13 protein-coding genes are annotated in these 13,626 nt (G+C 70.5%); 4 read left to right on the top strand and 9 right to left on the bottom strand.

The features are described 5' to 3' along the window. Nucleotides 1-960: 960 nt before the first annotated feature. A complete protein-coding gene (locus CP973_RS19370; protein ID WP_150242403.1) occupies nt 961-1,257 on the top strand; it encodes a hypothetical protein in 297 nt (98 codons plus the stop codon). On the opposite strand, the gene CP973_RS19375 is transcribed toward CP973_RS19370, so the two are convergent. Continuing rightward, complete coding sequence (locus CP973_RS19375) at nt 1,242-1,544, bottom strand: hypothetical protein (protein ID WP_150242405.1); 303 nt, start codon at nt 1,542-1,544, stop codon at nt 1,242-1,244. The genes CP973_RS19370 and CP973_RS19375 overlap by 16 nt on opposite strands. A gap of 50 nt (nt 1,545-1,594) precedes the next feature. Here CP973_RS19375 and CP973_RS19380 point away from each other — a divergent pair, with 50 nt between their 5' ends. Then, complete coding sequence (locus tag CP973_RS19380; protein WP_150242407.1) at nt 1,595-1,870, top strand: hypothetical protein; 276 nt, start codon at nt 1,595-1,597, stop codon at nt 1,868-1,870. A gap of 410 nt (nt 1,871-2,280) precedes the next feature. Here the strand turns inward: CP973_RS19380 and CP973_RS19385 are convergent, their stop codons facing one another. Genes CP973_RS19385 through CP973_RS19395 form a run of 3 tightly spaced genes read right to left on the bottom strand, consistent with a single transcriptional unit; the run spans nt 2,281 to nt 5,187 of the window. After that, complete coding sequence (locus tag CP973_RS19385; protein WP_150242409.1) at nt 2,281-3,357, bottom strand: sensor histidine kinase; 1,077 nt, start codon at nt 3,355-3,357, stop codon at nt 2,281-2,283. Then, nucleotides 3,350-4,891, bottom strand: coding sequence for a circadian clock protein KaiC (gene kaiC, locus CP973_RS19390; RefSeq protein ID WP_150242411.1), 1,542 nt, complete (start codon nt 4,889-4,891; stop codon nt 3,350-3,352). The genes CP973_RS19385 and kaiC overlap by 8 nt, the downstream gene beginning before the upstream one ends. A 2-nt stretch (nt 4,892-4,893) precedes the next feature. After that, on the bottom strand, nt 4,894-5,187 hold the full coding sequence (locus CP973_RS19395; RefSeq protein ID WP_150242413.1) for a circadian clock KaiB family protein: 294 nt from the start codon (nt 5,185-5,187) through the stop codon (nt 4,894-4,896). 198 nt (nt 5,188-5,385) lie between these two features. Between CP973_RS19395 and CP973_RS19400 the strand changes: the two genes are divergently transcribed. Together CP973_RS19400 and CP973_RS40895 are read left to right on the top strand one after the other, a co-directional pair. Continuing rightward, complete coding sequence (locus tag CP973_RS19400) at nt 5,386-6,081, top strand: response regulator transcription factor (RefSeq protein ID WP_167538376.1); 696 nt, start codon at nt 5,386-5,388, stop codon at nt 6,079-6,081. 131 nt (nt 6,082-6,212) lie between these two features. Continuing rightward, the gene (locus CP973_RS40895; RefSeq protein ID WP_150242417.1) at nt 6,213-6,914 is read left to right on the top strand and encodes a GAF and ANTAR domain-containing protein; all 702 of its coding nucleotides are present in this window, start codon (nt 6,213-6,215) and stop codon (nt 6,912-6,914) included. Nucleotides 6,915-7,675: 761 nt separating this feature from the next. Here CP973_RS40895 and CP973_RS19410 read toward each other — a convergent pair. From CP973_RS19410 to CP973_RS19430, 5 genes are all read right to left on the bottom strand, one after another. Next, nucleotides 7,676-8,008 (bottom strand): STAS domain-containing protein, encoded by a 333-nt coding sequence (locus CP973_RS19410; RefSeq protein ID WP_150242419.1) that lies wholly within the window; start codon nt 8,006-8,008, stop codon nt 7,676-7,678. A 1,063-nt stretch (nt 8,009-9,071) separates the two neighbouring features. Further along, nucleotides 9,072-9,785 carry a GAF and ANTAR domain-containing protein gene (locus CP973_RS19415; RefSeq protein WP_150242420.1) on the bottom strand — a complete coding sequence of 238 codons (714 nt, stop codon included), beginning with the start codon at nt 9,783-9,785 and terminating at the stop codon, nt 9,072-9,074. Beyond that, nucleotides 9,715-10,602, bottom strand: coding sequence for a transcription antitermination regulator (locus CP973_RS19420; RefSeq protein ID WP_150242422.1), 888 nt, complete (start codon nt 10,600-10,602; stop codon nt 9,715-9,717). The genes CP973_RS19415 and CP973_RS19420 overlap by 71 nt, the downstream gene beginning before the upstream one ends. 837 nt (nt 10,603-11,439) lie before the next feature. After that, nucleotides 11,440-11,802: an STAS domain-containing protein gene (locus CP973_RS19425; protein WP_150242424.1), complete on the bottom strand. Its 363-nt coding sequence runs from the start codon at nt 11,800-11,802 to the stop codon at nt 11,440-11,442. A 938-nt stretch (nt 11,803-12,740) separates the two neighbouring features. Then, nucleotides 12,741-12,950 (bottom strand): hypothetical protein, encoded by a 210-nt coding sequence (locus CP973_RS19430; RefSeq protein ID WP_150242426.1) that lies wholly within the window; start codon nt 12,948-12,950, stop codon nt 12,741-12,743. Nucleotides 12,951-13,626 lie beyond the last annotated feature (676 nt).

A 13,626-nucleotide genomic window follows, 5' to 3' on the forward strand; every position in this document is an offset into this window, starting at 1 on the left:
GCGCTGTGTCGCGAGGCCGTCAGTTCGGGGGTTGTGTCGGTCGTGCGGGATCGGTGCAGTGGGAACACAACAGCTTCGATCGTAGGCACTCAACATGTTCATGTGTCAAGTGCTAAGCGTGTGCCGCATGTGACGAGCCGGGCCTGATCATCGCGGCGGCGGTGCGACGAGGGCGTGACCGAAAATGGCTTGTTTCGCCAGGGGGTTGTGCGCTGTACGGCAGTGAGCCATGGCGACTTGCCACTGGCCCAATGGACAACCCGTTTCGTGCGCACATGGACCAGGGAAGCAGGCGGTATGCGAAGCCCGTGGCACGGTTTCGGCCTGCGCGGCCTGCGCTCTCGGCCCGGTCCCGAAACAGGCGTTTATCCGCCCGCGTCAGCTACCGTGCCGCGCCACCTGCCCGACCTCGTACGCCGACGCTCACGTGCGAAAAGGCGCGCGCACGAGACCGAGAGGGAATACGAAAAGCCGGGCCCCGCGCCCGTGCCCGTTGTCCCACCCTGGGGCAGGCGCTGGGCACTTGCGGCACGACCCGACGGTCGAGCAGCGCCGATCCGCCGGCAGTCCGGGGAGGGGTGGTCCGGCCATGGCTTCCGCAACCATGCCGATGACGACGCCTACCTCTACGAGGTCAAGGCATCCACCGGCGGCAGCGGCGTGCTCGGGCAGAGGGCGAACGGCTTCCGGGCTTATGGACGTGCCATAGCAGGAGAAGTTGTTCAGCGAATGCAATGTGCGGCTCAAGCACGCGCCCAGAACTGGACGCCGAAGCGTACCGTAGCTCCGGTCTTCTGAGGGTGATGAGTGGTGATGAGGAAAGAGAAAAGGCGGGCTTCACCTTCTGGCGTGCCGACCGGTCCACCCGCGACCGGGCCACGCTGACGCAGTAGGTGAACGTCGACATGATGGGCAACAAGGAACGGCACCTTCGGTGTCTACGCCGCTGACAGGACAGGCGTGGCCCGCTGCCCCGGAGACCAGCTCACCGCAGATGGAAACGGCCGCGCCCCCAGATCCGGCTCGCTCGAAGAATTCACCTGCAAAAGCGCCGACTTCGCTCCTCTTGCCGCCGCCGGTGTTCCTGCCGTCAACCCGAGCTTCACCGAAGAAAAAGGGGTCTTCAAGGGGCAGGTCTTTCCGGATACCTGTTACCACCTCCGGAGTGTCCACGCGGAAGAGGCCAATGTGACCACGCTCGTCGCCGACGGGGGCGGTAAAGGCGTTTCGAGTTCGCCCTGTTACCACTGCTGCTGAGCAGCGTCTGCTGCCGCCTGTGCGTCAGCCGCTGCTTGTGCCGCCTGCTGCTGTTGGGCAGCGTCTGCTGCGACCTGCGCTGCATACTGCTGCTCAGCCTCGTACCGCTGCTGGTCAGCGTACGCCGAATCCTGCTGCTGGCGCTGGCGCTGAGCGTCATCATCCGCCGCTTGCTGGGCTCGCCTTTTCTCCTCCTCTTCCTCCTCCCGGCGGCGAGTCCACCACTCGTCATCCGCCTTCCGACGGCGCGTGGCTTCGTCACCGTTGTCGCCGAACGTGCTTGGCATGTCAGCTCCTTCGCGGTCGTCATTCTGCGTCAGCCTGCTACTCCCCGCCCATGAACGCTATGCCGCGCAACAACCAGCACACACCCCTACATGTGCCGTATGTCATCCGCACGACCACCGCCGACCATGTGCCCGACCACACCGCGGCCGATTCCGAAGGCACACCGGCCACGGAGCTTCCGGTCACCCTCGGCAAGCCAGGCAAGGCCGTCGGCTTCCTCGGCGCGGCCGACCTGGAGCCTGCCGTGTCACCGCTCCGGCGCGGCCTCGATCACTGGCCCCGCACTTGCCGAGCATCAGCGGGAAATGCGGGAAATGCCAACTGAACGCTGCAGTCACAGCTGGGCGGGTCCAGGCGCTTGACATGCTGACCGGTGCGCTACGCAGCTATCACGATGCCTGCCCGGCCACATACTGGCGGCACGTGTGTTCCGACGTCGCCAGTGACCATGCGGCGAGCCAGGTCGCCGGTAACGCAGGCACTCCCGGTCAGGTTGCGTAGCGCCTGGGCGCGTCTGTCAGTCTGTCCGGCGCCAGCCGGCACGCCACGGTCCTGCGCAACGCCGAACTCGTCGGGACTTGGCGGGAAGGGAAGTGGGTCATGCACCGGCTCCAGATGCCGAACTGGGCTCCACAGGCTGCGGCGCGTCTGCGCGAAAGAGGCGCAGTGTCCTTGGCCGCAGCACGGAGGTATGCGGCCACGGCCCAGGATGACGACCGCACCGCACAAAGGTCCTCACGGTTCTCCACCCCTCACCCCCGGCAGCCGCAGGCGGAAACACGCGCCGTCCGGCTGCGGTTCGTACCATGCGTCGCCTCCGTTGGTGCGGGCCAGGTTGCGGACGATCCACAGTCCCAGCCCGGCCCCGTCCGTGCCCGGCGCATGGGCGGGGTCGCGGCTGAACCGTTCGAACAGACGCGGAACGAAGTCGGAGGCCACGCCCGGACCGTGATCGCGCACCGTGATGTCCACCCAGCGGCCGCCGCTCTCCTCGGTCCACTCCTCGGCCCGCACCTCGATCGGCGGGCGGCCGTAGGACAAGGCGTTCTCCAGGTAGTTCGTGAGCATTTCCGAGAAGGCGATCCGATCGACGTACGCCCGCAATCCGCGACCGTCGTACAGCCGGACGGATTGCGCCCGTTCGCCGAGGTCGGCCAGCCGCTCGATGAGGAAGCCCAGGACGGGGATGCGCTCAGGGGTGCCGCCCGCCTCGTGGGCATCGATCCGGGAGGCGGTGAGGAGTTTGCGGACGAGCCCTTGGAGGTGGGTGACGCGCTCGGCGATCCGGGCGAGGATCTCGGTGCGCCGTTCCGCGTCGGCCGCTGCGCGGCGGTCACGCAGCACATCGACCAGGAGACCGATGGTGGCCAGCGGGTTGTGCAGTTGGTGGGCCGCGACGGCGACGACGACATTGCGCCGCTCCAGCGCTTCCTCCAGTTCGCGCTCCGCCTGTCGCCGCCGGGTGATGTCCCGCAGCGCGACGACGTGCAGCCGCTCGCCCTCGAACACCGTGGTGGTGACGCGCATGTCCACGACGCGGCTGCCGCCGGTGGGCAGCACCAGATCGATGGTGGCCTCGCCGACGGCGAGCGGGGAGCCGAGGTCACTGCCGGTCAGGTCGTCGACCGTGCGGCCGAACAACTCGGTCGCGGCCGGGTTGCAGTAGCGGATGACCCCCTGCGCGTCGATCGCCACGATGCCGTCCGCCGACGCCGCCAGGACCGCCCGCACGATGTCCTCGTGGTCCGGCCCGTCCGGCTTCCGCTCCCCGGGTGACGGGCAGTGGGAACCCGGGGTGACGGCGTCATTCATGTGGCTCCGGTTGCGCTGTGCCCTCGGCCGTACCGGCGGGCCACGGCCTGGTGTCCAGCAGCGGACTGCCGTAGCCGGCCAGGATGTTGGACACCCCCTTCAAGGGAGCGCCCACATGCAGACCGGTGTGGTCGATGGTGACCGCGCGGACGCGGTGGTCGTGAGCCGAGCCGCGGGCCTGGAGCACGGTGATGGCGCGCCCGACGTGCCCCGGCGACTCGACGTAGCGCAGCAGGATGGCGCCGTCCGTCAGGCTGGCGATCTGGTCGGCGATCGACGGACCGCCGGACCCCGCGTACGACGGACCGGGCAACGCCGTCAGGAGCGTGGTGACGCCCCGGGGGCGCAGTACCGCGCCCAGGGCGATGACGAAGTCGAGCAGCGCCCGCGAGGTGGCGATGCGCTCCAGCGCGGACAGCGTGTCGATGACCAGCCGCTGCGGCGCGAACTCCTCGACCGCCCGGCGGATACGGATGAAGTGGTCCTCCAGGGATGAGGTCTCCGGGTATTCGGACACCACGGTCAGCAGACCTGAGGCATCCATGTGGGCCAGGTTCACGCCCCAGCCCGCGATGGAGCGCCGCAGTTGCTCCTCGGTCTCGTCGAAGGTGTAGAGCAGACAGCGTTCGCCCGCGTCGACGCCCGCGACCATGAAGCTCAGCGCGGTCAGCGTCTTCCCGACACCGGTGGGGCCGGAGAGCAGGACCACCGCGTCCCGGAAGAAGCCCCCGCCGCACATCTCGTCCAGGGCCGGGACCCCGGAGGAAACCCGGTCGTGGCGCACCGACCCCTTGTCGAGGGGCAGGAACGCGAGGGGGATGACGACGATGCCGTCCTGCGGATCGATGGTGAACAGCCACTCCCCGGTGCGGTGCGGCGCCCCCCGGAGTTTGACGATCTCCACGGTCCGGCGGCGGCGTTCCTGGTACAGCCCGTTCCGCAGGACGATGACGTTGTTCAGCACGAACTCCTCGACGTCGTAGCGCGAGATGCTGCCGTACTCGTCCGTCCGCTCGGCAGTCAGGACGCAGGTCACTCCGAGCCCCTCCAGCGTGGTGGCGATGCGGAAGAGTTCGTGCCGGACGACCGCTTTGTCCGGGAACCGGGTGAAGATCGCGCCCAGGGAGTCCAGGGACACCCGGGTGGCCCCGGTCCTGTGCACCGCGTGGCTGATCCGTGCCACCAGCGCACCGAAGTCGTACGTGCCGACCGTCGGCCCCTCCTCGGTGATGTCGGCGGACGCGTCAACGAACGCCCAGGTGCCCTCGGCTTCCCAGGCCGCGATGTCGAAGCCCAGCGAGGCGGCGTTCCGCCGGATTTCGGCGGGCGGTTCCTCGAAGGTGACGAACACCCCCGGGTCACCGAACCGCTGTCGGCCCCGGGCCAGGAACTCCACGGCGAACAGCGTCTTCCCGCTGCCCGCCGTACCCGTCACCAAGGTGCACCGGCCTTGGGGCAGGCCGCCCAGCGCCACTCGGTCGAAGCCGTTGATGCTGGTGGGCACTCGCGCAAGCGTGTCGTCACCGGCGGCCATGGTCACGCGCCTCCAAACTCGTCCACGTTGGGCAGTCCCAGAGCGAGTGCGGCGCGGTGTTGGTCCGACAGGTCTCCGACCACTCTCCGCTGGGGCGCGGGGCGCAATCGGACCACGGTGGGCGTGGCGAGGATGCGCCACCGCTCCGCCAGCTCGGGCCGTTCGACGGCATCGACAACGGTCAGTTCGTAGTAACCCCGTAGGCGGGCCTCGCACAGCGACCGCAGGTTCTCCAGCGCCTCGTGAGAACGCTGGGTCTGCCCCGCGATGTAGAGAACGAAGGAGTACGTGGTCACTTGAGGGCATACCTCCCCACGCGATCCCCGTGCGTCGCCCGTCCCTGCCTTCCACTGTCCTCCGCCCGAGAACCGGTCGCCAGAGCGGAGGCCGCGTTCGTTCCGACAGGAGCGCCGAAGCGCTTGCCGGGCCTAGGCTCGGAGGTGTCCGTTCCCATGCGGCGGCGGAGACCGGCGCAGACACGGCAGGGGCCAACGATGACCAGGGTGCTCGTGGTCGAGGACCAGCGGACGCTGGCCGAGGCGCTGGCGCTGGCCATCGGCGCCCAGCCCGATCTGGAGTGCGTGGGAACGGTGGAGACGGTCGAGCGGGCGCTGCCCCTGGCACGGACGGGTACCGACGTCGTCCTGATGGACGTCCACCTGCCCGGCACCGACGGCATCTCGGGGACCTCGCTGCTCAAGACGGCCGCCCCGGCCCTGCGCGTGCTGATCCTGACCGGGGACCCGCGCCCCCGGCTGCTCGCCGCCGCGGCGGCGGCCGGCGCCGCGGGCTTCCTGACGAAGGACAGCGCTCTCCCGGACATCCTCGCCGCGATCCGAGCCCCGGCCACCGGGCCGTTGCTGGTCGCGGGCGGCACGCTGGCGGCGCTGGCCGCGGTGCCCGGGGACGAACCGCTCCCGCCGGGCACCGGGCGCCCGGCGCGTCCGGCTCCCCGGCAGCAGAACCGGGGCCGCTGCACCGCGCGGGAACTGGAGGTGCTGCGGCTGCTCGGGCAGGGGCTGGGCCCCAAGGCCATCGCCGAACGCCTGGTCATCAGTCCGCACACGGCCCGCGGCCACATCAAGAGCGTCATGCACAAGCTGAACGCGCACAGCCAGCTCGAAACGGTCGTCACGGCGATACGGGAAGGGCTGCTGCCCCCCGCCACGGGCGGATGCCCGGACGCCTGAGACCCGCGGACCCGAACTCGGCCCACCTGGGGGGTGCGAACGGCCCATCCACGGGTTCAACGCCCCGCTCCGCCGCTCCTACCGTAGGGGCAGTACACCGCGTGTAGTGCAAGGAAAGGGGCGTCCGGCCGATGGCCGACAAGGATGTGCTGTTCGCGGAAACATCACGGTTCGCCACCACGCTGGCCGCGCTTCCCCCGGTCGGCCAGGTGGTGCACGAACTGGCCCGGTGCGGCGCCAGCAGCCTGGGAATGCGCAGTGCGGGCGTGTCCCTGTACCTCGACGACCGCCCACAGCTCGTCGGCGCCCTGGACGAGGCGTCCACCGCGCTCGGTCACGCACAGGAGCGCCTGACCAGCAGTCCGTGCGCCGAGGCGCTACGGACCGCGCGTCCGGTGGCGGTGGTGGACCTGACTCGGGCTCCCGGGCGCTGGGCCGCGTACGAGGAAGTGGCCCGCCGGTTCGGCGTGGTGGCCCTCGCCAGTGTGCCGCTGTGCGGTGACGGCCGGGTACTGGGTACCGTCGACCTCTATGACACGGCCGCCCGTCCCTGGCCGTCCTGCGATCTGTCCGCGGTCCGGTTGCTGAACGACATAGCCACCGCCTACCTGGCGCATTCCACCGCGCTCGACGAACTGCAACGCTTGACCGACCAGTTGCGGCACGCGCTGGCCAGCCGGGTGGTCATCGAGCAGGCGAAGGGCGTGATCTCCGCGATGCGGCAGGTCTCCGTCGACGAGGCGTTCGACCAGCTGCGCCGGCACGCACGCTACCGGCGGGCGAAGCTCCACGATACGGCGCGAGAGGTCGTGCGCACCCGCCACAGCCCCTGACCCACCCTGGCAGGCGCCCTCACCCAGACCGTCGCGATTCCCTCCCGTCCTGGCGGGGGCGCCTCCGCGGTCTACCGCCAGGCGGGCAGTCGGCGTATGGCGCACCGTCAGCGTGCCTGGCGGCCCCGGCCCGGTTCTGACGCCCGGCCGGGGCGAGAAGAGCGGTCGCGGCCGGCGGGCTCGTAGGAGATCCGGTAGCCGCACCGCACGCACTCCTCGCTGACCACCACGCCGTCTTCCCGGCGGGTGCGGTGGTGATCTGGTGCGCAGCCGTGCAGGGCCATGGTGGGGAGCGTGACCTCTCCCTTCAGCCGCACTGCGGCCGGTCGCTCCCCAGGCCGGACGGCGGGGGCACTGAGCCGTCGCCGGTCGAGGTGGCCAAGGCGCGAAGGCACGCCGACGTGTGCGTTCATACGGCTTTCCTCAGCAAGAGGGACACCGCCGCCTGCCGTGGGCGCGGCGCCCCTGGATGACCGAAGACCGCTGGGCGACAGTGCCGAGCGATGCTTTGCGGCGCGGCCCCGGAGCTTGGGGCCGACACGGCGATGGCACACCGTAATGACTTTGATGCCAGGCTCACACGGGATGGACGCCCGGCACGCCGGAGAAGCACGGCCGCGGGCCCGCGGATCGCCGCGCCATGTTCCATCAGCTCCGCCTTTTCCAGGGCACCTGTGGTGGTGGGAGCAACGAAAGCCGGTGGCTCCGGGCACGTGCCGTCGCACAATGTTCACCCGATAATCACTGCTGGTGCGGAAACGCTACTGCAGTGGCGACCCGGTGAAGAGGGTGCTCGGAGCAGCCGACAGGTCCACCCGGCACCAGGTGCGGCTGTCCTCGGCCAGTGAACGGACAGCGGCGGCGATGTCGGTGCGGAGGGTGAGCAGCGGGCCGGTCCCCGTGCGGTCGATCATCTTGCGAAGGGCCGCGCCCGGTTCGGTGAGCAGCAGTTCGCCTCCGGCCGAGCGCAGCCGCATCGCCTCGCGGACCAGTACGGCCAGGGCATCGAAGGTCATCCGCTCCACTGTCGACACATCGAGGATCACGGTGGGCGCGTTGGCACGGCGCCGGAGGACGCAGGCGAGGCGGCTCACGGTTTCCCGCGATCCGTCGGGCAGATGCAGCAGGTGGTACTGGGCGGAACGGAGCAAAGAGACCAGGGCCTTCCCCTATGCGGAGCTGGACGCCTCGGCCAAAGATCACACAGTGCGGCGGTCCAACACGGCTACCGTGCCATCGGCATACCCGGCCGCGTCAGTACTACCCGCCGCAGAGGTATGAGATCCCCTACGCCCAGTGCATCAGGTAGGCACCCCTTCGGCCGCCGTGGCACCGCACGCCGCCCTGGCTGTGAGGCGCGACAGCGGGCGGGGGTGCCGTCCTCGCGCCCGGTCACCGCCACCCATCGGCGGCGAACACGCCTGGCCCCAGGGAGTGATGGAGGCAACCTGCCACGACAGGGCTGCCCCTGCCCGGTCTCTTCCCGGCCATGGACGAGCGCACCTGCTGAGAGTTGCCGCCCGCCTGCGGGGTTGTCGGTGTGTATCCGGGGCGTCCTGGCGCTGCGGGCGGGCGCATCGTCATCACCGCGCTGTGACGGGTCGAGGTGGCCACTTCGCGATCGACGGCATGCCGCTCGCGCGTCTCGCGCGTCCGTGTGCGCCTTGGCCTCGCCGCATGACGGTTCAGCCGGTCCTGCCTGACCTTCCGCGACAGCCTCGCGCGCCCGACACAGGGCTGCGGAGGACGACTTCCCGCAACCGGTCACGGCCTGCCCTGCGACGCGAGAGCGCCGGCCTGCCAATTCCTCCTGGGCGTCGAGAGCGGTTCGGAGCCGGTCAGTGGCCCGCTCCCGCTCGTCGGCCCGGCGTTCTCTCAGGTCAGCGGCGTCTTCGCGGGCGTCCGCGAGACGCTCCCGCTCGCCGGTCGGCGGCCTCATCACGCTGATCCGCCGGCCGTACCCGCTCGTCGGCGCGGCGCTCGCGAAGCCCGGCGGCCTTCTCGCGCTCGTCGAGCGGCTGCTCCCGTCCGACGCACCGGTCCGCGACGGCACACAGCAGAACAGCCGATCGATCACGGCTCACACTGGCGGTAAGCGTCGCGTGTGCCGAGGTTGTGCGGTACCGGTGAGACGGAGCTGGAGCGCCCGGCGGTGGGTCATGCCGTGCCGTTGTGGAGGTAGAGGCGGTGGGCGAGGATGTCGCGGGCGACGTCGAGCAGGGCCAGATCGTGGGTGTAGGCGTGGGCGCGTAAGCGTAGGAGGGCCTGGTCGACGGGGAGGTGGAGCTGGACGGCGAGGACGCCGGCGGCCTGGTGGACCTCGGCGCGGTGCAGGGCGATTCCGGTGCCGTGTTCGCCGGTGAGCAGACGGGCGGGGGAGGCGCGCAGAAGCAGGGTCAGGGCGATGCGGGCGAAGCGTTCGGTGGCTTGTTGCTGCTGGGCGGTCGGTGGTCCGGGGCGGGTGCGGTAGACGGTCAGGACGCCGGCCGGGACAACGCCCAGGTGCAGCGGGACGGCCACGACGGCGCGGGCAGGGGTGTCGGCGGCGGCGGGCAGGAACTGCGGCCAGCGGTCGATGGGGGTACGGGCCAGGTCGGGTTCGGTGAGGGTGCGGCCGGTACGGGCCGCGTCCAGGGTGGGGCCTTCACCGAGGGTGTACTGCAGGTCGTCCAGAGTCGGGCCGAGCAGGCCGGCCGCATCGTCGCTCCAGACGAGTTCGAGATGGCCTCGGGGAGTGGCCAGGCACAAGGTCAGTGCGTCGTGGCCGAGCAGGCGCGCGATGGCCCCAGGGGACAGGACGTCAAGGCCCCGGCCGGTGCGCACGGCGTGGCGCAGCCGGTCGAAGAGGGTGTCGATCTCGGCATGGGGCATGGTCCACCTTCTGTCGTGGGCACGGCGGGGTGGCGGCGGGCCGGGGCGCCGCCGGGTGCCGGATGAGGCCGGGCTGCCGCGAGCGGGACACGTCGTCGGGGACCGTGCCGTGGGCGACGTCGGTGGCCGGGGCGGTGAGTTGGCGCCGACGGGCACGGGCGTGTGCGCGCAGCCGGTGAAACGCGTCGTCCAGGCTGATGCGCAGGCGTTCGGTTCGGACCGCAGGCCCTTGGCCTGTCCGATCACCAGGCGCCTGTCCAGGGCGGCGGTCGGCTGCTCGATCAGGACGGCCTGATCGTGCGGGTCGTACCGGTGGCCGAAACAGGGCGCGGCGGCATCGTGCCAGGGCCAGGGCGATGCGCAGGTCCGATCCGTCCGGCAGGGGTACGGTGTGCTGCTCGCCCATCAGGTTCAGGGCGCAGACGGTCGGGACGGGGGAGCGCAGCGGCACCGCGGCCACGGCGGTGGTGCCGACCCGGTGGGCGCGACGGGCAGAACGCGGCCGGCGCATTGCCGCCGGGCCGGTCCGAACCGCGGTGGGCACGGCAGTGCCGTCGCGGGTGGCAGCCTCGCAGGGGACCTCGTCGAGGTCGGTCTGGTCGTCCTCCACGTGGCGATGGCGTTCGTCGAAGGCGGTGGCGTACTCCACCCGCCCCGGGGCGTCGAGAACGGTGACGCCGGCTCCGGCCACCGGCAGCAGGGCCGTCGTATGGCCGGTAGATTCGCGCAGCAGCTCCAGCGGATCGCAGTCCGCGGCGCGGTGAACCAGATCGCGCACCGCTTCGGCGATGCGCACCTCCCGTCGGGTCGCGGGCATGAACGCCACCGATCGGCAGGCTCCCGCATCCGCGGCGTGAAACGCGGGGACAGGGCGCGCGCCTGGCGGTGGGAGCGAAAGTCCGGCCACAGGGGACCGCGAATGCCCGCGGACGGGACCGCTGTATTCCACCTGCTCTCCGCCTGACCCGCCCCGACCGCCGCAGTGGCCGGTGCCGACCCGCCCGGCGGCCTTACGGTGCACCTGTCAGCCTAGCGCCGTCGGCACAGCGCTGAGAGGCGCCTCGCGGTATTGCCGGGTCACCGACGGCGGGGAGCGAGAGGTGCGCCTCGCCCACACCGGCTCGAAGGTGCGGCACTCCCTGGCGGAGGCGGGACAGTGCGGTTTGTAGACGGCGTGCTGGCAGGCGTATTCGCTTCGTGCTGGGGCCGGCGGAATCTGTCGGCCTACTGGTAGGCGGTGGCGGCGGGTGGGCACACCGGGTACGCATCCTGGCTGGAGCGGGGCTGGAGCGGGACGCCGCGATGCTGCTGAACTTCGGTCCGGCGAGGGTGGGCACGTTCGGCGGGGTGGCGAACCCAGCGGGCGAGCAGGCCGAGTGTCCGAGGCAGGGAGCTTCTGACCAGCAAGAACCCGCATTCACGGGACCAAGAAGGCGCTGCGCACCGCCTGGCCTGCCTCTCGCGGCGGGCCGTACTCTGCCGGACGGCGGGCAATCCAGCGCGGTGGACCTCCCGTCGCCCGACAGCACTTCCATCCTTCGCCGTCGCGACGGCGCACAACAAGGGCGCCGGCATGGCACTGCACACGCCCCGTTGAGGCCCAACGGGCCGCACGGGCCGGCAGATTGACCCTGGTGAGGGATACGGCTGGGGTCTACCCGGGCAGGGCTTCGGCCAGCGTGGCGGTGGGGTGGAAGAGCGCATGGGTGCGCGTGGTGTTCAGCAGGTGGAGGATGCGCGTGTCGTCGCACACCACCTTCAGCCGGCCTCGGCCCAGCACCGTCCAGTGGTGGGCGTCCAACAGGGCCTCCAGCCCTGAGCAGTCGAAGAATGTCACGGGGCGCAGATCGACCACGAGGACAGCCCCCCGGGGCTGCGTGAGGTACCGCAGGTGGCTGCGGACGGTGGGAGCGGTCCACATATCGATCTCCCCGCGAAGCTCGACCACGATGGCCCGCCCCAGCCGATAGGTGTGCACCGCACGGCAGGGGGCAAGGTCTTCCGATGGGTGGGACATTGCGGCCTCCCGAAAGCCGTGCCGCCAGCAATCTCATATGACCGCGGGCTGAGACAGGGGCAGCTGCCCGCATCGACCCTAAGGCGTCAGCCTCGACGGTGCACCGCGCAAACGATTCACACGGCCACCATCTCCTCGTTCGGGTGAACCTGGACCGTTCGGCTTGCGGAACCGGCTGCGATGTCACGGGTGCGCTCGCCGAGATACCTCGTGCCACCGCAAGTGGCGGCGCCGGCGGGCACACGGGCGGCCGCGTTTGATCCCCCGACCAGGGCGTGCGGGGCTGCTGAGTTCACTGTGCGAGCGTGTGGGCCAGGGGCAAGAACCCCTGGGCCACGGTCCGGGCCCGGACCATCAGGTCCGGGGCACTGCCCGCCAAGACCCGGCCGGACTTCCGGCCGGATGAATGCACGCCGTTACCTCTACCTCCACGCACCGTACGCCCCATCTCTGCGGCGCGTATCCGGCCGGCGCCACGTCGGCCACTCGTCCAGCAAGCCGATTCCGGCTCTGCCCATGCTCTCTAGGTTGGAAGAAGCTGGCTGCCGTACCCCCGCAGCCGGTCAGGTTGCCCGGCATCCCGGACCCCGATGTCGGGCAACCGTCTACAGCACCAGTACCGCCGCAGCAGCGGGTGCCGCTGCAGGAAGAGGGCGGCTGAGCCGACACGGCAAGGAGCGATGCGGAATTGTGAGTTCCCGTAGCGAGGAAAGCGCAAGGTAGTTCGTGCGGAAGTCGGCGGACGCTGCGCGTCGGCGCGTGGATGTGCCGGATGTCCCGGGTGTGCCGGATGAAGCATCCGAGGCCCCTCGTCTGAAGAACTACACGGGCAAGTACGGCAAGGTCACGCCGAAGCCCGGAAAGTGTTACCACGGCCGTTCCGTGCCGGTGAAGTCCGCGACCATTGCCCAGGCTGACCGTACGTATCGGCCATTACCTCATGCAGCCGTTGAGCCCTCCTGCAGCGGTACGGCGTGCTCGTCGCCTGTGGCGAACTGGGCCCGCTGGATCTCGTACACAGCCAGGAACCTGCCGCCCGGTGCCGTGGCCGGGCCTACCGGCTCGGTGAAGGTGCCGGTTTCGGCGATCCTGCCGCCTTCCAGGAGGTGGATCAGAACGGTTGAGCGGGGTGAGTGGGAAATCGGCACGGCAGGCCTCCGCGAGCTTCTACCGGCAGGTGCCGGCAACTGCGAGAAACTGCCGGTTGTGTACGGCGGCGAAGCCCGGCCCGCGCAATCTGGGGGCGGGCCTCGTTGGTGAGCGCGCGTCCGCTGCTGCCGCATCGCCCAGCGCGGCGTCCGGGGTTGAGATGTGGATGGGTAGCGGGAGCCGGTAACTGGGCGCTCATTGAGGCCAGTTGGCCGGGTGAAAGGCATAGGTGGCGCCAGTCCGCCCGTGCCTCGCCGCCGTCGGCGCTCGCGCCTGGTGTCGCGCCGCCCTCCGTGCCATTGCCACCCTCGCATGCGCCCCTCCTGCCGCGCCATGAGGCCGCCAACAGCCGTATCCGTGCGGGTTATTGAGCCAGGCGCTGGCGCGCACGCGGGGCGTGGGTAGTGGGCGGCTTTACAGAAGTGCCCCTGTTGCTCCGATCTTTGGGGATGAGGAAACGATCACCCTTGTCGTGAATGGGCACGATGCCCCCATCAGCCGCTCTTGCCCGGGGAGTTCACATGATGCGTCGAGTGCGGCACCGGTCCGCGGCGGGGTCGCCGGCCCGGTCGGCCGCCGTTCGCGTCCGGGGGCTCCGAGGGCGGGCGGCGGTGCCGGCATGGCGGTTCTTCCCGGTGGCCACCGGAGGACCGTCCGCCGTCCCCGTACCCCGCA

The organism is Streptomyces albofaciens JCM 4342 (genome assembly GCF_008634025.1).
GTDB lineage: Bacteria > Actinomycetota > Actinomycetes > Streptomycetales > Streptomycetaceae > Streptomyces > Streptomyces albofaciens.